We start from the raw sequence: 25324 nt of genomic DNA on the forward strand, positions 1-25324 counted from the left end.
ATGTGCCGGACGGCGCCCGCGCGGGAGCGTGGACCCGTGCCCGCGACCGTGCTCGACGCCCCGCCCGCGCCGGTGCGCGCGGACGCGGCCGGGACGCGCCGGCCGACCGCGCCCGGCGACCGCCCGACCGTCCAGTTCGTGTGCTTCGTCCTGGTCGGCGGGTCGGCCAACCTCGTCTACGCCGCGTTGTTCCTGCTGTTCGGCCGCTTCGGCGACCAGTCGGCCAACGTCGTGGCGGTGCTGGCGTCCACGGCGCTGGCCAACGAGCTGCACCGGCGGCTGACCTTCCGCGCCGGGGACCGGGTGGGCTGGGCGACGGCGCAGTGGGCCGGCGGGGGCATCGCCGCGGTCGGGCTGGCCGTCTCCAGCCTCACGCTGGCCGCCGTCGAGGTCTGGACCGACTCCGCCGGGCCGCTGGTGTCCATCGCCGCGGTGGTCGCCGTCAGCGGCGCCGTGGGCCTGGCGCGCTTCGTCGGGCTGCGCTGGGTGCTGGTCCTGCGCCCGGGCGCGCGGCCCTGACGCCCGGCCGGCTCAGCGGCCCTCGCGGGCCATCTGCTCGAGCCGGGCGATCCGCTCCCCCATCGGCGGGTGGGTCGCGAACAGCGCCGCGAGGCCGCCGCGGCGGCAGGGCGGGGCGATCATCAGGTGGCTCTGCGCGACCAGCTGCCGCTCGGGCGGGAGCGGCCGGGCCGCCGCCTCCGCGGCGATCCGGCGCAGCGCGTCGGCCAGCGCCTGCGGGTCGCCGCACAACCGGGCGCCGTCGGCGTCGGCCTCGTACTCGCGGCCGCGGCTGACCGCCATCCGCACCATGCCCGCGGCCAGCGGGCCGAGGAGCACCAGGAGCAGGGCGCCGAGCAGCCCCTCGCCGTCGCGCTCGTCGCTGCGGCCGCCGAGCAGCGCGCTGAACGTGGCCAGGTGCGCCAGGTAGGTGACGACGGCGGCCAGCGCGCCGGCGACCGACCCGAGCAGCACGTCGCGGTTGTGCACGTGGGACAGCTCGTGGGCGAGGACGGCGCGCAGCTGACGCCGGTCGAGCAGCTCGAGGATCCCCTGCGTGCAGCACAGCGCCGCGCGGCGCGGGGTGCGGCCGGTGGCGAAGGCGTTGGGCTGGTCGGTGGGGCTCACGTACAGCCGCGGCATCGGCTGGCGCGCCTGGGTGGCCAGCTCGCGGACCACCGCGTAGAGCCCGGGCGCCTGGGTCTCGGTGACCGGGAAGGCCCGCATGGCGCGCAGCGCGAGCCGGTCGGAGCGGTACCAGGCCCAGCCGTTCACCCCGAGGGCGACGACGAGCGCCACGAGCAGCCCGGCGCGGCCGCCGACCAGCGCCCCGGCGGCGAGGACGAGACCGGCCATCAGGCCCAGCAGGAGGGCCGTCCGCACCCCGTTGTCCCAGCGCCGCACCCCTCGTGAACGGAACGACCGGGACCGCCGTTCCCCGCTCCCTCCTGCGAGGTGGCTCACGGACGGCGGCGTCCGGAATGGCGGCCGCCCGGGCCGGGTTGCGCTGGGAGAGACCCGCACCCCCGCTGGGCGCGTCGACCACGCTCCGTGATCCGCCTCACGGGACCGGCCGCGTCACCGCCACGTAACCTCGCCTGCTGGAGGTAACACGCCTGATGACTGCTCTGGACCCGTCCACCACGCCCGGCAGCTCGGCCCCCGGTGGGCTCGTGAAGAGCGTCGTCGAGCTCGACCGCGTCGTCATCCGGCTGGCCGGCGACTCGGGCGACGGCATGCAGCTGACCGGTAACCGCTTCACCAGCGAGACCGCGTCCTTCGGCAACGACCTGTCGACGCTGCCCAACTTCCCCGCCGAGATCCGCGCCCCCACGGGGACCCTGCCGGGTGTCAGCTCCTTCCAGCTGCACTTCGCCGACCACGACATCATGACGCCGGGTGACGCACCCGACGTCCTGGTCGCGATGAACCCGGCCGCGCTGCGCGCCAACCTCGCCGACCTCCCCGGCGGCGGCCTGGTGATCGCCGACAGCGACGAGTTCACCCCGCGCAACCTGGCCAAGGTCGGCTACGCCACCAACCCCCTCGAGGACGGCTCGCTCGACGGCTGGCAGGTCGTCGCGGTGCCGCTGACGAGCATGACGCTCGAGGCGCTCAAGGACTCCGGCCTGGGCAAGAAGGAGGCCGAGCGCAGCAAGAACATGTTCACCCTCGGCCTGCTGAGCTGGATGTACCACCGGCCCACCGAGGGCACCGTGCGCTTCCTCGAGCGGCAGTTCCGCCGCAAGCCCGAGATCGCCGCGGCGAACATCGCGGCCTTCCGCGCCGGCTACAACTACGGCGAGACGACGGAGGCCTTCGCGGTCTCCTACGAGATCAAGCCGGCCCCCATGGCGCCGGGCCGCTACCGCAACATCTCCGGCAACCAGGCGCTGGCCCTCGGGCTGGTCGCCGCCGGGCAGCGGTCGGGCCTGCCGGTGTTCCTCGGCGCCTACCCGATCACCCCGGCGTCGGACATCCTCCACGAGCTGTCCCGGCACAAGTCCTTCGGCGTGCGCACCTTCCAGGCCGAGGACGAGATCGCCGGCATCGGCGCGGCGCTCGGCGCCTCGTTCGGCGGTGCGCTGGGCATCACGACGACGTCGGGCCCCGGTGTCTCGCTGAAGTCCGAGACGATCGGCCTGGCCGTGATGACCGAGCTGCCGCTGGTGATCGTCGACGTGCAGCGCGGCGGCCCGTCCACCGGCCTGCCCACCAAGACCGAGCAGTCGGACCTGCTGCAGGCGATGTTCGGCCGCAACGGCGAGGCGCCGCTGCCGGTGATCGCCCCGCGCTCCCCCGGCGACTGCTTCGACGCGGCGCTGGAGGCGTCCCGGATCGCGCTCAAGTACCGGACGCCGGTCATGCTGCTGTCCGACGGCTACCTGGCCAACGGCGCCGAGCCGTGGGCGATCCCCGCCGCCGACGAGCTCCCCGACCTGCGGGTGGACTTCGCCACCGAGCCCAACGGCACCGCCGCCGACGGGACGCCGGAGTTCCTCCCCTACCTGCGCGACCCCGAGACGCTGTCCCGCCCGTGGGCCATCCCGGGCACCGCGGGCATGCAGCACCGCATCGGCGGGCTGGAGAAGGCCGACAAGAGCGGCAACATCTCCTACGACCCGGCCAACCACGACCTGATGACCCGGCTGCGGCAGGCCAAGGTCGACGGGATCGCCGCCGACATCCCGCCGACCGACGTCGACGACCCGGACGGGGACGCCCGCGTGGCCGTCATCGGCTGGGGCTCCACCTACGGGCCCATCGGGGCCGCGGTCCGCCGGATCCGGCGGTCGGGCCGGAAGGTCGCCCAGATCCACCTGCGCCACATCAGCCCGTTCCCGGCCGACCTCGGCGACGTCCTGCGCCGCTACGACCGGGTCGTGTGCCCCGAGATGAACCTCGGGCAGCTCTCGCTGCTGCTGCGCGCCAAGTACCTCGTCGACGTCCAGAGCCACACCCAGGTGCGCGGGCTGCCCTTCCGGGCCGCCGAGCTCGCCGCCGTGGTCCAGGACGTCATCGACTCCACCCCCGGAGGCCAGAAGTGACCACCTCCCCGCACGTCCACGAGCTCGGCATGCCGGGCAGCCCGATCGACGCGCGCATCCAGCAGGCGATCGCCGACTCCGTGGCCACCCAGGGCGAGAAGCAGACCGCCCTCAAGGCCAAGGACATGAAGACCGACCAGGAGGTGCGCTGGTGCCCCGGGTGCGGTGACTACGTCATCCTCAACGCGGTCCAGAGCTTCCTGCCCTCGCTGGGCATCGCCCGCGAGGACATGGTCATCGTGTCGGGCATCGGCTGCTCGTCGCGCTTCCCGTACTACATGAACACCTACGGGATGCACTCGATCCACGGCCGCGCCCCGGCCATCGCCACCGGACTGGCCGCCTCCCGGCCGGACCTGTCGGTGTGGGTCGTGACCGGCGACGGCGACGCGCTGTCGATCGGCGGCAACCACCTGATCCACGCGCTGCGCCGCAACGTGAACATGACGATCCTGCTGTTCAACAACCGGATCTACGGGCTCACCAAGGGCCAGTACTCGCCCACCAGCGAGGTCGGCAAGGTCACCAAGTCCACCCCGATGGGCTCGCTGGACCACCCGTTCAACCCGGTGTCGCTGGCCATCGGCGCCGACGCCACGTTCGTGGGCCGCGCGATGGACTCCGACCGCAAGGGCCTCACCGAGGTGCTGCGGCAGGCGGCCGAGCACGAGGGCACCGCCCTGGTGGAGATCTACCAGAACTGCAACATCTTCAACGACGGCGCGTTCGACCTGCTCAAGGACTCCTCGACCGGCCCGATGTGGACCATCCCGCTGGTGCACGGGCAGCCGCTGGTGTTCGGCCCGGACGGCGCCTCGTGCGTGGTCCGCGACGAGTTCGGCGGCCTGCGGATCGCCGAGACCAACCAGGTCGACGCGGGCGAGATCGTCGTCCACGACGCCACCCGCGAGGACCCGTCGTACGCGTTCGCGCTGTCGCGGCTGTCCAGCCAGGACCTGCGGTACACCCCGATGGGCGTCTTCCGGTCGGTGCGCAAGCCCACCTACGACCGGATGATGGCCGACCAGCTCGCCGACGCCCGCACCGAGGGCGCCGGCGACCTGGACACGCTGCTCGCGGGCAGCGACACCTGGACCGTCTCGGCCTGACGAAGGACCTCCCTGCCCCCCCACCGCTCGCACGCTCGCGGCGGGCCCCTACAGGGAGGCCACGGCCGGCCCGTCTCCCCCCGGGGAGGCGGGCCGGCCGCGTTCTGCCAGGACCCCGGCCAGCACGGGCAGCGCCCGCCGGAGCTCCGCCCGCGCCGGCGCGGCGAAGCCCAGGACCAGGCCGGCGGGCGGGTCGTGCGGACCCGGTCCGGCGAGGTGCCGGGCCAGCCCGTCGACGGCGAGCCCGCGGGCGGCGGCCGCGGCGACCACCGCCTCCTCGGCCGCGCGGTCGGGCAGCGGCACGAGCACGTGCGCGCCGGCCGGGTCGCCGGTCACCGGCACCCCCGCGCCGGCCAGCGCATCCACCACCAGCGCGCGCCGGTGGGCGAGCTCGCGCCGTAGCCGCCGCAGGTGCCGGGCGAGGTCCCCGGAGGTGGCGAGCGCGGCGAGCACCCGCTGGCCGGCCCGGCCGGGGCGGGTGCCGGTGGCGGTCCGGGCGGCGGCGACGGCGGTGCGCACCTCCGGCGGGGCCACGAGCCACCCGACGCCGAGGGTGGGGCTGAGGACCTTGCTGCTGGTGCCGAGGTGCACGACGACGTCGGGTGCGAGGGCGGCCAGCAGGGGCAGCGGGGCGACGTCGTAGCGCAGCTCGCCGTCGTAGTCGTCCTCCAGCACCCACCAGCCCTCGGCGCGCGCCCGCGCGACCAGCGCGACGCGGCGGGCGGCCGACAGCCGCCGGCCCAGCGGCCACTGGTGCGCCGGGGTGCAGTAGACGGCGGCCAGCCCGGGCGGGACGGCGTCGACGACCAGCCCGTCGCCGTCGACCGGGAGGGGCACCACCTCGACCCCGGCGGCCCGCAGCGCGCCCACGGCCCGCAGGTAGCCGGGGTCCTCCACGCCGACCCGCGCGCCGGGCGGCAGCAGGCGGGCCACCTCCGCCACCGCCGCCGACGTCCCGCCGGTGGCGAGGACCTCCTCCGGCGCGGCCGGCAGGCCGCGGTGGCGCAGCAGGTGCTCGGCGACGGCGGCCTGGAACGCCGGGTCGGCGGCGGGCTCGGGGCCGGGGTCGGGCGGGCGGTCGCCGGCGGCGCGCCAGGCCCGCCGCCAGGCGGCCGGGTCGAGGACCTCCAGGCACGGCGAGCCGGCGCGCAGGTCGACGGCCGGCCGCTCCGGCGCCGCCCGCGGCGTCCCCCGCCGGGCCGCCGCGGTGCCCGCGGGGGCCAGCCCGACGACGTAGGTGCCGGCGCCGCGGCGGCCCTCGGCCCAGCCCTCGGCGACGAGCTGGTCGTAGGCGGCGGCGGTGACCGTGCGGCTGACCCGCAGGGCCGCGGCGAGCTCGCGGGTGGAGGGCAGCCGGTCGCCCGGGCGCAGCACGCCGCCGGCGGCCGCGGTGCGCAGCGCGTCGGCGAGCTGCACGGCCAGCGGGCGGCCGGTGGCGCGGTCGAGGACCAGCGGGGGCATGTCCACGCGCGGCTCCATCCTCGAGTGGCCTGGTTGAACGGCAGGCTACTGGCCCTTACGGCAGGCCACTCCTCCGCGCAGGCTGGGACCGTGACCACCTCGACGCCCCTGTCCCCGACCCCGCGCAGCACCCTGCGGCGGCTCTCCGACCGCGCCCGCACCGACCGGGCCGACCTGTACGCCGTCCTCGACGCGGGCCTCGTCGGGCACCTCGGGATCGTGCTGGGCGGCGCCCCGGTCGTGCTGCCGACCGGCTACGGGCGCGACGGCGACACCTTGTACCTGCACGGGTCCACCGGCGCGGCGACGCTGCGGGCCGCCGCGGGCGGGGCGCCGGTGTGCTTCACGGTCACCCACCTCGACGGGATCGTGTACGCGCGCTCGGCCATGCACCACTCGATGAACTACCGCTGCGCCGTCGTGCACGGGACCGCCCGGCCGGTCACCGACCCCGACGAGCGGCTGCGCGCCTTCGCCGTGCTCACCGAGCACCTGGCGCCGGGGTCGTGGGCGGCCACCCGGCAGCCGTCGCGGAAGGAGGCCGCCGCGACGGCGGTGCTCGCGCTGGACCTGACCGAGGCCAGCGTCAAGGTGCGCACCGGCCCGCCCGGCGACGACGAGGCCGACCTGGCGCTGCCCGTGTGGGCCGGCGTGCTGCCGCTGCGCACCGTCGTCGGCGAGCCCGAGCCCTGCCCGCTGCTCCCCGAGGGGACGCCGGTGCCCGACCGCGTCCTCAGCCGGCGGGCGTGACGCCATGACACCGTCGGCCTACCGGCCGACACCGCGGCCAGGTGCCGTCCCCCGGCCGCGCTGAGCCGGACCCGCCGCGCCTGCGCGGACCCTCCGGGCCCACTCGGCGCGGCGACCGCTACGCGGGTGTGACGCGGAGGAGGCGGTCGTCGCCCTCGCCGTTGTCGGTCGTCAGGTAGAGCGCGCCGTCGCCGCCGAGCACGGGGGTGCGCACGCGCCCGTAGGTGTCCTCGAGCTCGGGCACCCGGAACTGCTCGACCAGCCGGCCGTCGTCGACCCGCAGCGCCAGCACGCCGGTGTCCTTCTGCACGCCGACGACCAGCACGCCGTCGTAGCCGCCCCACTGCGGGCCGCTGAGGAACTCCGCGCCGCTGGTGGCGATCGTCGGGTCGCCGGAGGACCAGACGGCGGCGAGCGCGCCCGGGATGCCCGGGTCGGTCATGGGCACGCTCTCGTCGTACCCGCCGCCGGCACCGTCGGGGTCCCAGCCGTAGTTGCCGCCGGGCACCGAGAGGTTGACCTCGTCGTCACGGTCGGAGCCCTGCTCGGCGGTGTAGACGGCGCCGGTGCCCGGCTGGACGGCGATGCCCTGCACGTTGCGGTGCCCGTAGCTGAGCACCAGCCGGGTCTCGGGGTCGGCGTCGCCGGCGAAGGGGTTGCCCGCGGCCGGCCCGCCGGTGGACGGGTCGACCCGCAGCACCTTGCCGGCCAGCGTGCCGAGGTCCTGCGGGTTGCCGCCGACGGCGTTGTCGCCGGTGCCGACCAGCAGTGCGCCGGTCGGGTCGAAACGCACCCGGCAGCCGCCGTGCCGGCCCGAGGACTCGTTGACCGGGATGTCGCCGACGAGCGGGTCGGCGACGCGGGTGGCGCGTGTCCAGGAGTCGTCGACGGTCCAGGCGACCACCTGGATCTCCGCGCCGCCGTCCTCCTCGACGCCCTGGCAGGTGTAGAAGCGCCGGTCGTCGGCGAAGGCGGGGCTGAGCACCAGGCCCATCAGCCCGGTCTCGCCGTCGGCGAAGAGGTCGGAGAAGTCGGCGTCGAGCCCGCGGGCGGTGCCGTCGGGCAGGACGGCGGTGAGGCCGCCGCCGCGCTCGTCGAGCAGCAGCGTCCCGTCGGGCGCCCGGGCGACGTCCCAGGGGTGGTCGAGGCCGTCGAGGACGGTCTCCACCTGCAGCGCGGGGAGCGCCGCCGGGCTGGGAGCCCCGGCGTCGGGGACGTCGGTGGCCCCCTTGTCCTCCTGCCCGCCGGGCAGGTCGCCCGTCCCTCCGGTGTCGCCGGCGGAGCAGCCGGCGAGCACGAGGACGGCGGCCAGCAGCGCGGCGCGGGGAGACCTCACCCCGCCGAGCATCCCCGGGAACGGCGGACGACGCCGTCCGCGCTCAGCTGGTGCGGGTGACCACGTAGTCGCACATGGCCGCGAGCGCGTCGCGGACCTCGCCGGCCGGCACGCCCGCCAGCGACGCCTGCGCCCGGTCGGCGTACTCGCGCAACACCCCGCCGGCCCGCTCCAGGGCCGCGGACGAGCGCAGCAGCGCCAGCCCCTCGGCGTGCTCGCCGTCGTCGGACAGCGGGCGGGAGACCAGCTCGCGCAGCCGCGCGTCGGCCGGGTCGTTCCCGGCCAGCGCGATGAGCGCCGGCAGCGTGGCGATGCCCTCGCGCAGGTCGGTGCCCGGCGACTTGCCCGAGGTGCCGTCGGTGACGATGTCGAGCAGGTCGTCGGAGAGCTGGAAGGCCACGCCGACCTCCTCGCCGAAGCGGGTCAGCGCCTCGACCAGCCCGGGCTCGACGCCGGCGAAGCTCGCACCGAAGCGCGCGGAGGTGGCCACGAGCGAGCCGGTCTTGTCGGCCAGCACCTCGAGGTAGTGCGCCACCCGGTCCTCGCCGGGCCTGGCGCCGACGGTCTCCCGGATCTGACCGGTGACCAGCCGCTCGAAGGTGCGCGCCTGGATCCGCACCGCCTCGGGGCCGAGGTCGGCGAGGATGTCCGACGCGCGGGCGAAGAGCAGGTCGCCGGTGAGGATGGCCACGCTGTTGGTCCAGCGGCTGTTGGCGCTCTGCGCCCCGCGGCGCACGTCGGCCTCGTCCATGACGTCGTCGTGGTACAGCGTCGCGAGGTGGGTGAGCTCGCAGACGACGGCGGCCTGCACCACCTCGGGCGCCCGCGCGTCGCCGAGGTGCGCGGCGAGCAGCGCCAGCATCGGCCGGAACCGCTTGCCGCCGGCGGCCATCAGGTGCCCGGCGGCCTCGGAGACGAAGGGGTGCTCGCTGGCGACCGCGGTGGCCAGGGTGGCCTCCACGCGGGACAGGCCCTCGGCGAGGGACTCGCCGAGGGCCCCCGACGGGAGCCAGGGGCCCATCGTGGAGGCGGGGGTCGCGATGCGGTGCCAGACCTCGGCCGGGGCGATCCCGTCGACGGCGGCACGGGGTCCGGTCATCAACCGACGAAGATAGCCGCCCGATCGGCCAGTCCGAGCACCGCCCCGGGGACGACGCCCAGGACCAGCGTGGCCGCGGCGGTCACCGCGAGCACGATCGTCGTGGGCATGCCGGGCACGCCGACCGTCGGGCCGTCGGCCGCCGGCTCGGAGAAGTACATGAGCACGATGACCCGCAGGTAGAAGAACGCCGCGATCGCGCTCGCGAGCAGCGCCACCAGGGCCAGCGGCCAGGCGCCGTCCTCGATCGCCGCCCGGAACACCGCGAACTTGCCGGTGAAGCCGCTGGTCAGCGGGATCCCGGCCAGCGCCAGCAGGAAGAGGCTCATGACGGCGGCGGTGAGCGGCGAGCGCTGCGCCAGCCCCGCCCACTGCGACAGGTGGGTGGCCTCGCCGTCGCCGCTGCGGATCAGGGTGAGGACGGCGAACGCGCCGAGCGTCGTCGTCCCGTAGGCCAGCAGGTAGAACAGCACCGCCGGCAGCCCGGAGCCGGCCGGGTCGCCGGCGGCCGGGAAGCCCACGACGCCGACGAGCAGGAACCCGGCGTGCGCCACCGACGAGTAGGCGAGCATCCGCTTGAGGTCGGTCTGGGTGAGGCCGAGCACCGCGCCCACCACCATCGACACGATCGCGACGCCGTAGACCAGCGGCCGCCACGTCCACTCCTCGGTGCCGAAGGCGACGTAGAGCAGGCGCAGGATCGCCCCGAAGGCCGCGACCTTGGTGCAGGCGGCCATGAAGGCGGTGACCGGGGTGGGAGCGCCCTGGTAGACGTCCGGCGTCCAGGTGTGGAAGGGCGCCACGCTGGCCTTGAACAGCAGGCCCACGACCAGCAGCGCCAGCCCGAGGACCAGCAGGGTGTCACTCTGCCCCGCGCCCACGGCGTCGCGGACGGCCGACAGCCGCACGCTGCCGGTGGCGCCGTAGACCAGCGCCAGGCCGTAGAGGAAGAACGCCGACGCGAAGGCGCCGAGCAGGAAGTACTTGACCGCCGCCTCCTGCGACAGCAGCCGCCGCCGGCGGGCCAGGCCGCTGATCAGGTACAGCGGGAGGCTGAGCACCTCGAGCGCGACGAACATGACCAGCAGGTCGTTCGCCGTGACGAACAGCATCATGCCGCCGACGGCGAAGGTGGCCAGCGGGTAGACCTCGGTCTGCACCCGCTGGACGGTCAGCAGCTCCCGGTCGCGGGCGCTGCCCGCCGGCACCGCCGCCGACACGACGAACGCCGACCGCGCGGGGTCGAGGTTGCGCTCGGCGAACAGCAGCACCGACAGCGCGCCCAGCCCGGCGATGGTCGCCTGCAGGAACAGCCCGGCGCCATCGACGGCGAGCGCGCCGCCGGCGGTCACCTCCCGGGTGCCGGCCAGCAGCAGCGTGGTGACCAGCCCGCCGAGCATGCCGACCAGCGCGACGCCGACCTGCACGGGATGGCGGCTCTCGCGCGGGCCGAACGCCTCCACCAGCACGCCGACGCAGGCCGCGCCCAGGACGAACAGCAGCGGCGCCAGCGCGGCGAAGGACAGGTCGGGTGCCTCGATCGGCATCAGTCGGTCCCCTCGGACGGTGCGGACCCGGCGCCGACGTCGCTCATCGTCGCGGCGACGGCGGGCTCGATCAGCCGGATCAGCGGCTGCGGGTAGACGCCGAGGACGAGGACCAGCGCCACCAGCGGGGCGACGACGAGGGTCTCGCGGCGGGTGAGGTCGTACATCCGCGAGGCCCCGCCGGACCGGGCCGGGGCGGGCGCGGTCAGGGTCGCCGTCGCGCCGTGGGCGCCGTGGCCGCCACCGGCCGGGGCCGCCGTCGCGCCGTGCCCGGCACCGGCCGGGGGCGCCGTCGCGCCGTGCGGGGCGGCTCCGCCCGCGGCGCCGTCCGCGGCGTCGTCGGCGGCGTCACCGGCCGGGAACAGCACGCCGCGCGGCGGGCCGTGCATCGTCCGTTGGTAGAGCAGCAGCACGTACAGCGCGGCCAGGATGATGCCGACGGTGGCCAGCACGGTGAACACCGGCCGGGTCGGGAACGAGCCGATGAGCACCAGGAACTCGCTGACGAAGCTGTTGGTGCCCGGCAGGGCCAGCGAGGCGAGACCGGCGACCAGGAAGACGCCGGCCAGCTTCGGCGCCCGCGAGGCGACGCCGCCGTAGTCGCCGACCAGCCGCGAGCCGCCGCGGGCGATGAGCATCCCGACCACGAGGAACAGCAGGCCCGTCGCGATGCCGTGGTTGACCATGTAGAGCACCGCGCCGGTGCCGGCCTCGGTGGTGAAGGCGAAGACACCGAGCGCGATGAACCCGAAGTGGGCGATCGAGGTGTAGCTGACCAGCCGCTTCATGTCCGTCTGCCCCATCGCGAGCAGCGCCGCGTAGAGGACGCCGGCGACGGCGAGCACGAGCACCAGCGGGGCGAACTCCCGCGACGCCTCCGGGAACAGCGGCAGGCAGTAGCGCAGGAAGCCGAAGGTGCCGACCTTGTCGAGCACGCCGACCAGCAGCACCGCGCCGCCGACCGGGGCCTCGGCACCGGCGTCGGGGAGCCAGGTGTGCAGCGGCACCAGCGGCGCCTTGATCGCGAAGGCGACGAAGAAGCCGAGGAACAGCAGCCGCTGCACGCCGGGGTCGATGTCGAGCTGGCGCAGCGACTCGAAGGCGAAGGTGCCCTCCCCCGCCGCCTCGCTGACCACGTACAGGCCGATGACCGCGGCGAGCATGACCAGCCCGCCGACCAGGCTGTAGAGGAAGAACTTCACCGCCGCGTACTGCCGGCGTGGGCCGCCGAAGCTGCCCACGATGAAGTACATCGGGACGAGCATCGCCTCGAAGAAGACGTAGAAGAGGAAGACGTCGGTGGCGGCGAAGACGCCGACCATGCACGCCTCGAGCAGCAGCAGCCAGGCGAAGAAGGTGCGCATCGACCGGTTGGGCGGCGCGGTGTCCTCCCACGAGGCGAGCACGACGACCGGCACGAGGACGCCGACCAGCAGCAGCATCACCAGCGCGATGCCGTCGACTCCGAGGGCGAAGTCGACGCCGAAGCCGGGGATCCAGGGCACCGAGGTGGTGAGCTGGAACCGGTCGCCGCCGGGGTCGAACGCGACGGTGGCGAGCACCGCCAGGACCAGCACCACCAGGCTGACGCCCAGCGCGAGCTGCCGGGCGGTCGCCGTCCGGTGCTTCGGCAGCCCGGCGACGACGGCGGCGCCCACCGCGGGCACCACCACCATCGCCACGAGCAGCAGCGAGTCGCTCACGCCGTCTCCCCCTCCAGGGCCGTGGACCTGCGCCCGCTCATCCCGCCGTCACCGCCAGCAGCGCCCCGGCCACGACCACCGCGCCGCCGAGCATCCCGAGCGCGTAGGAGCGCACGAAGCCGGTCTGCGCCCGGCCCAGCCGCGACGACGACCCGCCGAGCGTGGCGGCCAGGCCGTTCACCGCGCCGTCGACCCCGCGGTTGTCCACCCACACCAGCGCGCGGGTCAGCCACTGTCCCGGGCGCATGAACACCGCCTCGTTCACCGCGTCGGCGTACAGCGACCGCCGGGCCGCGCGGGTGACCGGCGAGACGCGGACCGGCGCCACCTCGGGCACCTCGCGGCGGCCGACGAACAGCCAGGCCGCGAGCACGCCCACCGCCATCACCGCGGTGACCACCACCCCGACGACGGCCGGCGCGACGACGTGCTCGGCCTCCTCGGGGACGCCGAACACCGGCTCGAGCCAGTCGCCGAGCGGCGCGGCGACGACGAGCAGGAAGCCCGCGGCCACCGACCCGATCGCCAGCAGCACCATCGGCGCGGTCATCACGGACGGCGACTCGTGCGGGTGCTGCCCCTCGGTCCACCGCGGCCGGCCGAGGAACGTCATGATCATCAGCCGGGTCATGTAGAACGCGGTCAGCCCGGCCCCGAGGACGGCGACCCCGCCGAGCAGCCAGCCCGCCCAGTCGCCGCGGTCCAGCGCCGCCTCGATGATCGCGTCCTTGGTCCAGTAGCCGGACAGGAACGGGAAGCCGATCAGCGCCAGGTAGCCCAGGCCGAACGTCACGAAGGTGACCGGCAGCTTGCGCGCCAGCCCGCCGAAGCGGCGCATGTCCACCTGGTCGCCCATCGCGTGCATGACCGACCCGGCGCCGAGGAACAGCCCGGCCTTGAAGAAGCCGTGGGTGAGCAGGTGCGCGATGGCCGCCGCGTAGCCGACGGGGCCGAGCCCGACGGCCAGGAACATGTAGCCGATCTGGCTGACCGTGGAGTACGCGAGCACCTTCTTGATGTCGTCGTACGCGCAGCCGACGATCGCGCCGTAGAGCAGCGTGACCGCGCCGACGGCGAGGACGACGGCCCGGGCGGTGGGCGTGAGGTCGTAGATCGGCGCGGACCGGGCGATGAGGTAGACGCCGGCGGTGACCATGGTGGCGGCGTGGATGAGCGCCGACACCGGCGTCGGGCCCTCCATGGCGTCGGGCAGCCACGCCTGCAGCGGGACCTGGCCGGACTTGCCGCACGCGCCGAGCAGCAGGAGCAGGCCGAGCGCCGTCAGCGTGCCGCCGGCCAGGGCGCCCACCCCGCCGAAGACGCCCTCGTAGGAGACCGTCCCGAGCTGGGCGAACATCACGAAGATCGCGATCGCCAGGCCGACGTCGCCGACCCGGTTCATCACGAACGCCTTCTTGGCGGCGGTGGCCGCGGCCGGGCGGTCGTGCCAGAAGGCGATGAGCAGGTAGGACGCGAGGCCCACGCCCTCCCAGCCGACGTAGAGCGCCACGTAGTTGTCGCCGAGGACGAGCAGCAGCATCGCCGCGACGAACAGGTTCAGGTAGGCGAAGAACCGGCGGCGGCGCGGGTCGTGCGCCATGTAGCCGATCGAGTAGACGTGGATGAGCGCGCCCACGCCCGTGATCAGCAGCATGAAGGTCGCCGACAGCGGGTCGACCAGCAGGCCGGCCTCGACGTCGAGCGACCCGGCCGAGACGAAGGTGAACAGGTCGACGTCGACGACGCGCTCGTCGAGCCCGGCCAGCTGCACCGTGCACAGCAGCGCGAGGACGAACGCGGCGACGACGGTCGCCGTCCCCAGCAGGTGGCCCCAGCGGTCGGTGCGCCGCCCGCCGAGCAGCAGCACCGCGGCGCCGAGCAGCGGCAGCGCGATGACCAGCCAGGAGGACGACAGCAGCCCCGAGGCCGCGACGGTGTCCATGGGTGCGCCGGCTCCCGTCAGTACTTCAGCAGGTTGGCGTCGTCGACCGACGCCGACCGGCGCGTCCGGTAGATCGACATGATGATCGCGAGCCCGACGACGACCTCCGCCGCGGCGACGACCATGACGAAGAACGCCATGATCTGGCCGTCGACGGTGCCGGTGGCCCGCGCGAAGGTGACCAGCGTCAGGTTGACCGAGTTGAGCATCAGCTCGACGCACATGAACACGACGATCGCGTTGCGGCGCACCAGGACGCCGACCGCGCCGATGGTGAACAGGATCGCCGCCAGCACCAGGTAGTGCGTGAGGGTCATCGTTCGGTCTCCGGGCTGCCGAGGGCGGCGTCGGGGCTGCCGAGCTGGGCCCGGCCGGTGGGGCGGGGCATCTGGTCGGCCTCCTGCGCCTCGATGCCGGTGGCCAGGCTGTCCTCGGCCGTGCGGCCGTCGGGCAGCAGCGCGCCGACGGCGACGGAGTTCGCCCGCGCGAACACGCCGGGGCCGGGCAGCGTCTGCGGCCGGTCGCCGAGGAAGCGGGCCCGCGAGAGCTCCTTCTGCGTCTGCCGGGTGCCGGGCTCCCGCTCGATGTGGGCGAGCACCATCGCGCCGACCGCGGCGGTGATCAGCAGCGCGCTGGTCACCTCGAAGGCGAGCAGGTAGCGGGTGAACAGCAGCTCGGCGATCGCCTCGATGTTGCCCACGCCGCCGGCGTCGGCCAGGCCGCCGGCGGGGATGTCCTCGGTGGCCCGCGCGATGCCCGCGCCGACCAGCCCGGCGAAGCCGACGCCGAGCACGGTGGCGGCGACCCGCTGCCCGCGCAGCGTCTCGACCACCGAGTCGGAGGAGTCGCGCCCGACCAGCATGAGCACGAAGAGGAACAGGATCATGATCGCGCCGGTGTAGACGATGATCTGCACCGCGCCGAGGAACGGCGCCTGCTGGACGACGTAGAAGACGCCGAGCGCCAGCATCGTGTTGACCAGCCACAGCGCCGAGTGGACGGCGTTGCGGCTGAACACCATCCCCAGCGCCCCGGCCAGCGCGACCGGCCCCAGGATCCAGAAGACGACGGCCTCGCCGGTGCCCAGCTGCGTGGTGGTGTCCGCCGCCGCGGCGAGCACGCTCATGCCCGCTCCGCCGTGACCGGCTCGGCGGCGGACCCGGCCTCGGGCTCGCGCACGTAGTACGCCTTCTCGTCGTCGCCGAGGCGCATCGCGTGCGGCGGGGCCTCCATGCCGGGCAGGAGCGGCGCCATGAGCTGCTCCTTGGTGTAGATGAGGCTCTGCCGGTCGTCGTCGGCGAGCTCGAAGTCGTTGCTCATCGTCAGCGAGCGGGTGGGGCAGGCCTCGATGCACAGCCCGCAGAAGATGCAGCGCAGGTAGTTGATCTGGTAGACGGCGCCGTACCGCTCCCCCGGCGAGTAGCGGGCGTCCTCGGTGTTGTCGCCGCCCTCGACGTAGATGGCGTCGGCCGGGCACGCCCAGGCGCACAGCTCGCAGCCGACGCACTTCTCCAGGCCGTCGGGGTGCCGGTTGAGCACGTGCCGGCCGTGGTAGCGCGGCTTGGTCACCTTCGGGACCTCGGGGTACTGCTCGGTGGTCACCTTCTTGAACATCTGGGCGAAGGTGACGCCGAAGCCCTGCCCGGGCGCGGGCAGCAGGCTGCGCCGGGCGGGCGCCGCGCCGCCGTCGCGGCCGGCCCGCTCGACCTCGCCGCCGGGGCGCCCGGCCGCGCCGGCCCCCGCGGGGGTGGGCTCAGTCATCGCTGTCCTCCTGTGGGCTGGTGGCGGTGGCGCCCGCGGTGCCGCCGGCTCGGCGGCCGGTGCCGACGACCCCGCCCTCGGACCGGCGGGCGCCCACGGGCGCGGCGCGCCGCAGCCGGGGCGACGGCGGGACGGTGAGGTCCATCGGCGGGACCGGGAACCCGCCCTCGGCGCGGGCGGGCCCGGTGCGCTGCGCCGGGCGGGTGCGCGGCCCGGCCGGCGGCAGCACGTCGGGCTCGGGGTCGACGGCGTGCACCCCGCCGGCCGCGGCCTCCTCGGCCATGAGCCGGGTGTCGCGGTTGCTGGCCCGGCTGGCGATCGACAGGCCGAGCAGCACCACCAGGGCGATCGGCACGCCGACGAAGACGGCCACCTCGCCGGTGGACAGGTCGGCCTCGCGGGAGACGGTGCGCATCGTGGCGACGGCGAGGATCCACACCAGCGCCGTCGGGACGAGCACCTTCCACCCGAACCGCATGAACTGGTCGTAGCGGAGCCGGGGCAGCGTGCCGCGCAGCCAGATGAAGACGAACAGCGCCAGGCAGACCTTGAGGAAGAACCACAGCATCGGCCACCAGCCGGAGTTGGCGCCGTCCCAGATCGACAGCGGCCACGGGGCCCGCCAGCCGCCGAGGAACAGCGTCGCGGCCAGGGCCGAGACGGTGACCATGTTGATGTACTCGGCGAGGAAGAACAGCGCGAACTTCAGCGACGAGTACTCGGTGTGGAACCCGCCGACCAGCTCGGACTCGGCCTCGGGGAGGTCGAAGGGCGCCCGGTTGGTCTCGCCGACGACGGCGATGGCGTAGATGACGAAGCTGACCGGCAGCAGCACGGCGTACCAGCCGGGGCCGGTGAACTCGAAGCCGAAGAAGGACAGCTGCGTGCCGTCGGCCTGCGCCGCCACGATCTCCGACGTCGACATCGTGCCGGCGTAGAGGAACACCGCGACGATCGACAGCCCCATCGCGATCTCGTAGCTGACCATCTGCGCGGCGCTGCGCAGGCCGCCGAGCAGCGGGTAGGTGGAGCCCGACGCCCAGCCGGCGAGCACGATGCCGTAGACGCCCATCGCCGAGCAGGCGAGCACGACGAGCACGCCGATGGGGGCGTCGGTGAGCTGCAGCGGCGTGCGCTCGCCGAAGATGCTCACCGTCGGCCCGAGCGGGATGACCGAGAAGGCCAGGAACGCCGGGACGGCGGCGATCACCGGGGCCAGGAAGTACACCGGCTTGTCGGCGAGCGCCGGCATGATGTCTTCCTTGAAGGCGAGCTTCAGCCCGTCGGCGAGGCTCTGCAGCGACCCGCGCGGCCCGACCCGGTTGGGGCCGACCCGCTGCTGCATCCGCGAGACGACCTTGCGCTCGAAGACGATCGCGAACAGCGTCATCAGCACGAGCACGACGAAGACGCCGACGATCTTGATGAGCACGATCCACCAGACGTCGGACCCGAAGTCCTCGAGCGTCGGCTGGTCGGGTGCGGCGAGCAGCATCAGGCCGCCCCTCCGGTGCCGAGGCGGACCAGGCCGCCGGGGGCGGTGCCGAGGCCGGCGCGGACCTCGCTGCCGGGTGAGCGCATGGGCAGCCACACGATGCCGTCGGGCATCTCGGTGACCAGCACCGGCAGCGTCACCGAGCCGGTCGCGCCGGTGACGGTGAGCGGGTCGCCGTCGGCCAGGCCGAGCCGGGCGGCCGCCTCCGCGCCGATGCGGGCCACCGGCGGGCGGGCGGTGCCGGCGAGCTCGGGCTCGTCGCGCTGCAGGGTGCCGACGTCGAGCAGCTGCCGCCACGAGGCCAGCAGCGCCTCGCCGTCGGCGGGCTCGGGCGCCACGGCGGGGGCGACGTCGAGACCGGCGCCGTCGGCGCGGGTGCCGGTGTCGCCCAGGGCGGCGAGCTCCGCGCGGGCCGCCTCGGGCGTGGGCAGCCGCAGGTCGGCGTCCATGAGGTCGGCCAGGCCGTGCAGCACCCGGCCGTCGGGCAGCTGCCCGGTTCCGTGCAGCGTGGCGTCGAAGGACCGCACCCGGCCCTCCCAGTCGAGGTAGCTGCCGGCCTTCTCGGGCGCCGCGGCCACCGGCAGGACGACGTCGGCGTGCTGGGTGACGGCGGAGGGCCGCTGCTCGAGGCTGACGACGAAGCCCGCGGCGGCCAGCGCGGCCTCGGCCAGCGCCGGGTCGGGCAGGTCGGCGGGGTCGACGCCGCCGACGAGCAGGCCGGCGAGCCGGCCGTCGCGGGCGGCGGTGAGGATCCCGGTGGTGTCGCGGCCCGGCGTGGCCGGCAGGTCGGCCGGGTCGACGCCCCACAGCGCGGCGACCTCGGCCGCGGCCACCGGGTCGGCGACCGGGCGGCCGCCGGGCAGCAGCCCCGGCAGCGCGCCGGCCTCCACCGCGCCGCGCTCGCCGGCCCGCCGCGGCACCCAGGCCAGCCGGGCGCCGGTGGCGCGGGCGAGGGCGGCCAGCGCGGTGAACGCGCCGGGCACCTCGGCCAGGCGCTCGCCGGCCAGGACCACCGTGCCGGGCAGCCGCAGCGCCTCGACCGCCGGGCCGCCCCAGCTGCCCTCGGCCAGCGCGCCGAGCGCGCGGGCCTCGTCGCCGGGTCGGGTGACCAGCACGGTGGCCTGGAGCTTCTGCGCCGCGCGGGTGGCGAACGGCGCGAGGTCGTAGACGGTGAGCGACCCCGTCCGCACGGCCTTGCGCAGGCGCAGGAAGACGATGGGCGACTCCTCCTCCGGCTCGAAGCCGGCCAGCAGCACCGCCGGTGCGGCCGCGAGGTCGTCGTAGGTGACCGCGTCCCGGCCGGGGCCGGTGCCCGCCACGTGCGCGGCCAGGAACGCCTGCTCCTCGGGCGAGTGCGCGCGGGCGCGGGCGTCGACGTCGTGGGTGCCCAGCACCACGCGGGCGAACTTCGCGTAGGCGTAGGCGTCCTCGACCGTCAGCCGGCCACCGGGCAGCACGCCGACGCCGCCGGCCGCGCGGGCCGCGCGCAGCCCCTCGGCCGCGGCGGCCCAGGCCTCCGGCCAGGACGCCGGCTCCAGGACCCCGTCGCGGCGGACCAGCGGGGTGGTCAGCCGGTCGTTGCTGGTGGCGTAGCGGTACGCGAAGCGGCCCTTGTCGCAGGTCCACTCCTCGTTGACCGCCGGGTCCTCGCCGGCCAGCCGGCGCATGACCTTCCCGCGCCGGTAGTCAGTGCGCATCGAGCAGCCCGACGAGCAGTGCTCGCAGACCGACGGCTCGCTGCGCAGGTCGAACGGCCGCGAGCGGAACCGGTACTGCGCGCTGGTGAGCGCGCCGACCGGGCAGATCTGCGTGGTGTTGCCCGAGAAGTAGGAGGAGAACGGCTCGTCCTGGTCGACGGCGACCTGCTCCAGGGCGCCCCGCTCGAACAGCTCGATGAACGGGTCGCCGGCCACCTGCTGGGAGAACCGGGTGCAGCGGGCGCACAGCACGCAGCGCTCGCGGTCGAGCAGGATCTCGGTGCTGATCGGCAGCGGCTTGGGATAGGTCCGCTTGACGTCGACGAACCGGGTCTCGCCGCGGCCGTTGCTCATCGCCTGGTTCTGCAGCGGGCACTCGCCGCCCTTGTCGCAGACCGGGCAGTCCAGCGGGTGGTTGATCAGCAGCAGCTCCATCGTGCCCTGCTGCGCCTTGTCGGCGACCGCGCTGGTCAGCTGCGTCTTCACCGCCATGCCGTCGGTGACCGGCATGGTGCAGGAGGCCACCGGCTTGCGCTGGCCCTCCACCTCCACCAGGCACTGCCGGCAGGCGCCGACGGGGTCGAGCAGCGGGTGGTCGCAGAACCGCGGGATCTGGATGCCGACCATCTCGGCCGCCCGGATGATGAGCGTCCCCTTGGGCACGGCGACGTCGAAGCCGTCGATGGTGCAGTGGACGGCGTCGGGCGGGGTGTGCGGTCCGGGGACGCCGGGCGGGACGGCCGCCGCGGGCTCCGGGCTCACGGGGATCACGGTCACGAGGCGACTCCGACGGGCTCGAGGCGCAGGGAGCGGCCCAGGCGGGCCTGCTCCTCGGGCGGCAGCAGGGCGACGTAGTCGTCGCGGAAGTACTTGAGCGAGCTGGTGATGCAGCTGGTCGCGCCGTCACCGAGGGCGCAGAACGAGCGGCCGAGGATGTTGTCGCAGGTGTCGGTCAGCAGGTCGAGGTCGGCGGCGGTGCCGGAGCCGTCGACGAGGCGCTGCAGCACCTGCACCAGCCAGTAGGTCCCCTCGCGGCACGGGGTGCACTTGCCGCAGGACTCGTGCGCGTAGAACTGGGTGAACCGCAGGGTGGCCTCGACGATCGAGTCGGTCTCGTCGAACACCATGAGCGCGGTGGTGCCGAGCATGGAGCCCGCGGCGGCCACGGAGTCGAAGTCGAGCGGGACGTCGAGGTGCTCGGCGGTGAAGTACGGCGTCGACGAGCCGCCCGGCGTCCAGAACTTGAGCTCGTGCCCGGCGCGCACGCCGCCGGCCATCTCCAGCAGCTCGCGCATGGTGGTGCCCATCGGGGCCTCGTACTGGCCGGGGCGGTTCACCCGGCCCGAGAGCGAGTAGATCTTCGGCCCGGGCGACTTCTCCGGCCCGAACTCCTTGAACCACTCGGCGCCGCCGCGGACGACGAACGGCACGGTGGCCAGCGTCTCCACGTTGTTGATCACCGTCGGGGCGCCGTACAGGCCGGCGACCGCGGGGAACGGCGGCTTGAGCCTCGGCTGGCCGCGGTAGCCCTCGAGCGAGTCGAGCAGCGCCGTCTCCTCGCCGCAGATGTAGGCACCCGCGCCGGCGTGCACGACCAGCTCCAGGTCCCAGCCCGAGCCGAGGACGTCGCTGCCGAGGTAGCCGGCCGCGTAGGCCTCCTCGACGGCGGACACCAGCCGCCGGTGGGCGTGCACGGCCTCGCCGCGGACGTAGATGACGGCGAACCGGCAGCGGATCGCGTACGCCGAGATGATCACGCCCTCCACCAGGGAGTGCGGGTCGGTCATCATCAGCGGCAGGTCCTTGCAGGTGCCCGGCTCCCCCTCGTCGGCGTTGACCACGAGGTACTTGGGCATCGCGGCGGGCCCCGTGGGCGTCTCCCCGGGCTTGGGCTGCGGGATGAAGCTCCACTTCATGCCGGTGGGGAAGCCCGCGCCGCCGCGGCCGCGCAGGCCGGAGTCCTTGACCAGGGAGACCAGCTCGTCGGGCTGCATGGTCAGCGCGGTGCGCAGCGCCGAGTAGCCGCCGAGGGACTCGTAGGTGGACAGCCGCCAGGGCTGGTCGGCGCCCCAGCGCGAGGTGAGGACGGGGGTGAGGGGCATGGGTCAGGCCTCCCGGGTCGCGGGCCCCTGGCCGGAGGTGCCCGGCTCGGTGCCCGCGGGGGTGTCGGGGGTGGGACGGGGGCCGCCGGGGGTGCGGCGGCCGTACTCGGTGCCCTCGTCGGGGTGCGCCTGCGCGGCGCCGGCCCGCTCGGCGGGGTTGTCGGCCGCGGCGACGCGGGCGTCGGCGGCCTCCTTCTCGGGCGTCTCGCCCGTGCGGCCCGACGGCGCGACGGTGTCGGCGGGCTCGCCGGCGTCGGCGGGCTCCGGCTCGGGGCCGGTCATCGGCGGCGCGGACTCGCCGCGCTCGGCGGCGAGCCGGACGCCGGCCAGCGTCGGGCCCCACTCCCCCGGCGCGTCGACGGCGGCCGCGGCGGCCGTGGCGTCGGCGTGCTGGGAGAAGCCGGCGAGCTGGCGGGAGACGCCGCGGAAGTCGGTGAGCGGCGCGCCCCGGGTGGGGTGCGGCTTCTCGCCGCGCCGCAGCGCCGCCACCAGCGCGCGGGCGCTGTCGACGTCCTGCTGGTCGTAGAACTCGTAGTCGACGGTGACCACGGGCGCGTAGTCGCAGGCCGCCAGGCACTCGGCGTGCTCGAGGGTGACCGACCCGTCGGCGGCGGTCTCGTCGTGGTGGACGCCGAGGTCGTCGGACAGGGCGTCCATGATCCGCTGCCCGCCGAGGACGGCGCACAGCGTGTTGGTGCAGACGCTGACGATGTGCCGGCCGGTCGGGCGGCGCTTGTACATCGTGTAGAAGGTCGCGACCGCGCCCACCTCGGCGCGGGTCAGGCCGAGCTCCTCGGCGCACAGCCCGATGCCCTCGGGGCTGACGTAGCCCTGGTAGCTCTGCACCAGGTGCAGCATCGGGAGCAGCGCCGAGCGCGGCTGCGGGTAGCGGGCCATGATCTCCCGCGCCTCGAGCCGGGTCCGCTCGGTCAGCGGCGGCAGGTCGGCGGCCGCGGGGGCGACGGGGCTGTCGACCAGTCCCGTCGTCGCCGCGCCCTCCGCCGATCCGGGCAGGGCGGTCACCGGTCGACACCTCCCATCACCGGGTCGAGCGAAGCGATCGCGGCGATGACGTCGGCGATCATGCCGCCCTCGCTCATCGCCGCGGTGGCCTGCAGGTTCACGAAGCTGGGGTCGCGCACGTGGACGCGCCACGGGCGGGTGCTGCCGTCGCTGACCACGTGGTAGCCGAGCTCCCCGCGCGGCGACTCGACCGGCACGTACACCTGCCCGGCCGGCACCCGGAAGCCCTCCGTGACCAGCTTGAAGTGGTGGATCAGGGCCTCCATCGAGGTGCCCATGATGTGCCGCACGTGGTCGAGGGAGTTGCCCATGCCGTCTGCGCCGAGGGACAGCTGGGCGGGCCAGGCGATCTTCCTGTCCTCGACCATGACCGGGCCGGGCTCGAGCCGGTCGAGGGCCTGCTCGACGATCCGCAGCGACTCGTGCATCTCCGCCATCCGGACCAGGAAGCGGCCCCAGGCGTCGGAGGTGTCGGCGGTGGGCACCTCGAAGTCGTAGGTCTCGTAGCCGAGGTAGGGCTCGATCTTGCGCAGGTCCCAGGCCAGGCCGGTGGCGCGCAGCGGCGGCCCGGTGACGCCGAGCGCCAGGCACCCGGTGACGTCGAGGTACCCGACGTCCTTGAGCCGCCGCTGCCAGATCGGCTGGGCGGTGAGCATCTGGTGGTAGCCGGCCAGCTGCCCGGGCATGACCCGGAGCCACTCGCGGATCGACTGCTCGGCGCCCGGTGGCAGGTCCTGCGCGACGCCGCCGGGGCGGATGTAGGCGTGGTTCATCCGCAGCCCGGTGATCTCCTCGAGCAGGTCGAGGCACATCTCCCGCTCGCGGAAGCCGTTGGTCATGCCGGTGAGCGCGCCGAGCTCCATGCCGCCCGTGGCCAGGCACACCAGGTGCGAGGCGATCCGGTTGATCTCCATGACCAGCACGCGGATGGTCTGCGCCCGCTGCGGCACCTCGATGCCGAGGAGCTTCTCGACGGCCATGCAGTAGCCGGCCTCGTTGAACAGCGGGGACAGGTAGTCCATCCGCGTCACGAACGTCGTGCCCTGCGTCCAGGTGCGGTACTCGGTGTTCTTCTCGATGCCGGTGTGCAGGTAGCCGATGACCACCCGCGCCTTGGTCACCGTCTCGCCCTCGAGGTCGAGCACCAGCCGCAGCACGCCGTGCGTGGAGGGGTGCTGCGGCCCCATGTTGACGACGAGGCGCTCCTCGCCGGTGAGGTCGCTGCCGAAGGTCTGGTCCCAGTCGCCGCCGGTGACCGTGTAGACGCGGCCCTCGGTGGTCTCGCGCGACCCGGCGTACGGGTCCTGCGTGGCGGTCACCGGTAGCTCCGGCGGGTGTCCGGCGGCGGGATCGTGGCGCCGTGGTACTCCACCGGGACGCCGCCGAGCGGGTAGTCCTTGCGCTGCGGGTACCCGTCCCAGTCGTCGGGCATCAGGATCCGGGTGAGCGCGGGGTGGCCGTCGAAGACGATGCCGAACATGTCGTAGGTCTCCCGCTCGTGCCAGTCCGCCGTCGGGTAGATCCCGGACACCGACGGGACGTGCGGGTCCTCGACGGTCACGGCCACCTCGAGCCGGACCCGGCGCCGGTAGGTCATCGACGTCAGGTGGTAGACGACGTGCAGCCGCGGCCGGCCCGGCGTCGTCACCGGACCGCCGCTGCCCTCGTAGTCGACGCCGGAGACGCTGCTGCACAGCTCGAAGCGCAGCGCGTCGTCGTCGCGCAGCGCCCGGACCAGGGTGAGCAGGTGCTCGCGGGCGACGAAGTAGGTGATCTCCCCGCGGTCGACCAGCACCCGCTGGACGGCGGCGGCGTAGGTGGCCTCGCCGACCGCCTCGGCCAGCGCGTCGGTGACCTCGTCGAACCAGCCGCCGTAGGGTCGCTCCGTGGAGTGCAGCGCGACCGCGCCGCCGGGCTCGACGCGGACCAGGCCGCCGAAGCCGGAGGTGTCGCCGCTGCCGGAGACCCCGAACGCGCCCTTGCGGAAGCCGCCGGACGGGGCCGCGGCGCCCTGGCTCGCGTCGGCGCCGCTGCGGTCGCCGGGGCCGGTCACCGGGCGCCGCCGTACTGCTCGGGGAGCAGGACGGCGTTGCCGCCGCGCCGCTCGATGAGGAACTGGCCGGTGCGGCCGGCCGCCGCGGCCTCCTCGTAGGCCCGCCGGGCCTCCTTGTCGGCGCGGATGCTCGAGGGCATCTCGACCAGCAGGTCGCGGGCGCGGCCCTCGGCCCGGTCCTGCTCCAGCTGGCGGGCCCGCCGGGCGCCCAGCGGCTCGTTCTGGATCTTGTGGTGGAGCTTGAGGATCGCGTCCATCAGCATCTCCGGGCGCGGCGGGCAGCCGGGCAGGTACATGTCGACGGGGACGACGTGGTCCACGCCCTGCACCACCGCGTAGTTGTTGAACATGCCGCCGGAGCTGGCGCACACGCCCATGGCGAGCACCCAGCGCGGCTCGGGCATCTGGTCGTAGATCTGCCGCAGGACCGGTGCCATCTTCTGGCTCACCCGGCCGGCGACGATCATCAGGTCGGCCTGGCGCGGGGAGGCCCGGAAGACCTCCATGCCGAAGCGCGCGAGGTCGTAGCGGCCGGCGCCGGTGGCCATCATCTCGATGGCGCAGCAGGCCAGGCCGAAGGTGGCCGGCCACAGCGACGACTTGCGCGTCCAGTTGACGAGCTTCTCGACCGTGGTGAGCAGGAAGCCGCTCGGCAGCTTCTCCTCGAGACCCATGTGTGTCAGCTCCTCGCCGTCGGGGTC

At 74.7% G+C, this 25324-nt stretch carries 21 protein-coding genes; 4 read left to right on the plus strand and 17 right to left on the minus strand.

What is annotated here, in order from left to right; genetic code table 11:
- Positions 1–36 precede the first annotated feature (36 nt).
- Entirely contained in the window at positions 37–519 is a 483-nt protein-coding gene (locus tag ACI78R_RS00510) for a GtrA family protein (RefSeq protein WP_457039296.1), read from the plus strand.
- Positions 520–531: 12 nt separating this feature from the next.
- Here the strand turns inward: ACI78R_RS00510 and ACI78R_RS00515 are convergent, their stop codons facing one another.
- A complete protein-coding gene (locus tag ACI78R_RS00515) occupies positions 532–1380 on the minus strand; it encodes a M48 family metalloprotease (RefSeq protein ID WP_457039297.1) in 849 nt (282 codons plus the stop codon).
- Positions 1381–1616: 236 nt separating this feature from the next.
- On the opposite strand from ACI78R_RS00515, the gene ACI78R_RS00520 reads away from it, so the two are divergent.
- Together ACI78R_RS00520 and ACI78R_RS00525 are read left to right on the plus strand one after the other, a co-directional pair.
- Positions 1617–3545, plus strand: coding sequence for a 2-oxoacid:acceptor oxidoreductase subunit alpha (locus ACI78R_RS00520; RefSeq protein ID WP_457039298.1), 1929 nt, complete (start codon positions 1617–1619; stop codon positions 3543–3545).
- Positions 3542–4654, plus strand: a complete 1113-nt coding sequence (locus ACI78R_RS00525) for a 2-oxoacid:ferredoxin oxidoreductase subunit beta (RefSeq protein ID WP_457039299.1) — start codon at positions 3542–3544, stop codon at positions 4652–4654. The genes ACI78R_RS00520 and ACI78R_RS00525 overlap by 4 nt, the downstream gene beginning before the upstream one ends.
- Positions 4655–4702: 48 nt before the next feature.
- Here the strand turns inward: ACI78R_RS00525 and pdxR are convergent, their stop codons facing one another.
- Positions 4703–6115 (minus strand): MocR-like pyridoxine biosynthesis transcription factor PdxR, encoded by a 1413-nt coding sequence (pdxR, locus tag ACI78R_RS00530; protein ID WP_457039489.1) that lies wholly within the window; start codon positions 6113–6115, stop codon positions 4703–4705.
- A gap of 90 nt (positions 6116–6205) precedes the next feature.
- On the opposite strand from pdxR, the gene ACI78R_RS00535 reads away from it, so the two are divergent.
- On the plus strand, positions 6206–6865 hold the full coding sequence (locus ACI78R_RS00535; protein WP_457039300.1) for a pyridoxamine 5'-phosphate oxidase family protein: 660 nt from the start codon (positions 6206–6208) through the stop codon (positions 6863–6865).
- Positions 6866–6983: 118 nt separating this feature from the next.
- On the opposite strand, the gene ACI78R_RS00540 is transcribed toward ACI78R_RS00535, so the two are convergent.
- From ACI78R_RS00540 to ACI78R_RS00610, 15 genes are read right to left on the minus strand one after another with little or no spacing between them, the layout of a single operon-like run.
- Entirely contained in the window at positions 6984–8201 is a 1218-nt protein-coding gene (locus tag ACI78R_RS00540) for a PQQ-dependent sugar dehydrogenase (RefSeq protein WP_457039301.1), read from the minus strand.
- Between the two features lie 43 nt (positions 8202–8244).
- Entirely contained in the window at positions 8245–9300 is a 1056-nt protein-coding gene (locus ACI78R_RS00545) for a polyprenyl synthetase family protein (protein ID WP_457039302.1), read from the minus strand.
- The gene (nuoN, locus tag ACI78R_RS00550; protein WP_457039303.1) at positions 9300–10847 is read right to left on the minus strand and encodes an NADH-quinone oxidoreductase subunit NuoN; all 1548 of its coding nucleotides are present in this window, start codon (positions 10845–10847) and stop codon (positions 9300–9302) included. Before nuoN ends, ACI78R_RS00545 begins: the two co-directional genes overlap by 1 nt.
- Positions 10847–12550 (minus strand): NADH-quinone oxidoreductase subunit M, encoded by a 1704-nt coding sequence (locus ACI78R_RS00555; RefSeq protein WP_457039304.1) that lies wholly within the window; start codon positions 12548–12550, stop codon positions 10847–10849. The genes nuoN and ACI78R_RS00555 overlap by 1 nt, the downstream gene beginning before the upstream one ends.
- 37 nt (positions 12551–12587) lie before the next feature.
- A complete protein-coding gene (nuoL, locus tag ACI78R_RS00560) occupies positions 12588–14492 on the minus strand; it encodes an NADH-quinone oxidoreductase subunit L (RefSeq protein WP_457039305.1) in 1905 nt (634 codons plus the stop codon).
- A gap of 17 nt (positions 14493–14509) precedes the next feature.
- Positions 14510–14809: an NADH-quinone oxidoreductase subunit NuoK gene (nuoK, locus tag ACI78R_RS00565; RefSeq protein WP_073421291.1), complete on the minus strand. Its 300-nt coding sequence runs from the start codon at positions 14807–14809 to the stop codon at positions 14510–14512.
- Entirely contained in the window at positions 14806–15618 is an 813-nt protein-coding gene (locus tag ACI78R_RS00570) for an NADH-quinone oxidoreductase subunit J (RefSeq protein WP_073421290.1), read from the minus strand. The genes nuoK and ACI78R_RS00570 overlap by 4 nt, the downstream gene beginning before the upstream one ends.
- Positions 15615–16253: an NADH-quinone oxidoreductase subunit NuoI gene (gene nuoI, locus ACI78R_RS00575; RefSeq protein ID WP_457039306.1), complete on the minus strand. Its 639-nt coding sequence runs from the start codon at positions 16251–16253 to the stop codon at positions 15615–15617. Before nuoI ends, ACI78R_RS00570 begins: the two co-directional genes overlap by 4 nt.
- Positions 16246–17748 (minus strand): NADH-quinone oxidoreductase subunit NuoH, encoded by a 1503-nt coding sequence (gene nuoH / locus ACI78R_RS00580; RefSeq protein ID WP_457039307.1) that lies wholly within the window; start codon positions 17746–17748, stop codon positions 16246–16248. Before nuoH ends, nuoI begins: the two co-directional genes overlap by 8 nt.
- Positions 17748–20207, minus strand: a complete 2460-nt coding sequence (locus ACI78R_RS00585) for an NADH-quinone oxidoreductase subunit G (protein WP_457039308.1) — start codon at positions 20205–20207, stop codon at positions 17748–17750. The genes nuoH and ACI78R_RS00585 overlap by 1 nt, the downstream gene beginning before the upstream one ends.
- Positions 20208–20218: 11 nt before the next feature.
- Entirely contained in the window at positions 20219–21547 is a 1329-nt protein-coding gene (gene nuoF, locus ACI78R_RS00590) for an NADH-quinone oxidoreductase subunit NuoF (protein WP_073421288.1), read from the minus strand.
- A 3-nt stretch (positions 21548–21550) separates the two neighbouring features.
- Positions 21551–22570, minus strand: a complete 1020-nt coding sequence (gene nuoE / locus ACI78R_RS00595) for an NADH-quinone oxidoreductase subunit NuoE (RefSeq protein ID WP_457039309.1) — start codon at positions 22568–22570, stop codon at positions 21551–21553.
- On the minus strand, positions 22567–23889 hold the full coding sequence (locus ACI78R_RS00600; RefSeq protein ID WP_073421287.1) for an NADH-quinone oxidoreductase subunit D: 1323 nt from the start codon (positions 23887–23889) through the stop codon (positions 22567–22569). Before ACI78R_RS00600 ends, nuoE begins: the two co-directional genes overlap by 4 nt.
- Complete coding sequence (locus tag ACI78R_RS00605; protein WP_457039310.1) at positions 23886–24623, minus strand: NADH-quinone oxidoreductase subunit C; 738 nt, start codon at positions 24621–24623, stop codon at positions 23886–23888. Before ACI78R_RS00605 ends, ACI78R_RS00600 begins: the two co-directional genes overlap by 4 nt.
- On the minus strand, positions 24620–25297 hold the full coding sequence (locus ACI78R_RS00610; protein ID WP_073421285.1) for a NuoB/complex I 20 kDa subunit family protein: 678 nt from the start codon (positions 25295–25297) through the stop codon (positions 24620–24622). Before ACI78R_RS00610 ends, ACI78R_RS00605 begins: the two co-directional genes overlap by 4 nt.
- Positions 25298–25324: the final 27 nt, after the last annotated feature.

Source organism: Geodermatophilus sp. SYSU D01106 (assembly GCF_054049995.1).

Excerpts from the sequence above, each read along its gene's own strand:
- ACI78R_RS00520 (WP_457039298.1), top strand. The coding sequence starts at position 1,617 with ATGACTGCTCTGGACCCGTCCACCACGCCCGGCAGCTCGGCCCCCGGT.
- pdxR (WP_457039489.1), bottom strand. The coding sequence starts at position 6,115 with ATGCCCCCGCTGGTCCTCGACCGCGCCACCGGCCGCCCGCTGGCCGTG.
- ACI78R_RS00545 (WP_457039302.1), bottom strand. The coding sequence starts at position 9,300 with ATGACCGGACCCCGTGCCGCCGTCGACGGGATCGCCCCGGCCGAGGTC.
- nuoN (WP_457039303.1), bottom strand. The coding sequence starts at position 10,847 with ATGCCGATCGAGGCACCCGACCTGTCCTTCGCCGCGCTGGCGCCGCTG.
- nuoL (WP_457039305.1), bottom strand. The coding sequence starts at position 14,492 with ATGGACACCGTCGCGGCCTCGGGGCTGCTGTCGTCCTCCTGGCTGGTC.
- nuoK (WP_073421291.1), bottom strand. The coding sequence starts at position 14,809 with ATGACCCTCACGCACTACCTGGTGCTGGCGGCGATCCTGTTCACCATC.
- ACI78R_RS00570 (WP_073421290.1), bottom strand. The coding sequence starts at position 15,618 with ATGAGCGTGCTCGCCGCGGCGGCGGACACCACCACGCAGCTGGGCACC.
- nuoI (WP_457039306.1), bottom strand. The coding sequence starts at position 16,253 with ATGACTGAGCCCACCCCCGCGGGGGCCGGCGCGGCCGGGCGCCCCGGC.
- nuoH (WP_457039307.1), bottom strand. The coding sequence starts at position 17,748 with ATGCTGCTCGCCGCACCCGACCAGCCGACGCTCGAGGACTTCGGGTCC.
- nuoF (WP_073421288.1), bottom strand. The coding sequence starts at position 21,547 with ATGCCCCTCACCCCCGTCCTCACCTCGCGCTGGGGCGCCGACCAGCCC.
- ACI78R_RS00610 (WP_073421285.1), bottom strand. The coding sequence starts at position 25,297 with ATGGGTCTCGAGGAGAAGCTGCCGAGCGGCTTCCTGCTCACCACGGTC.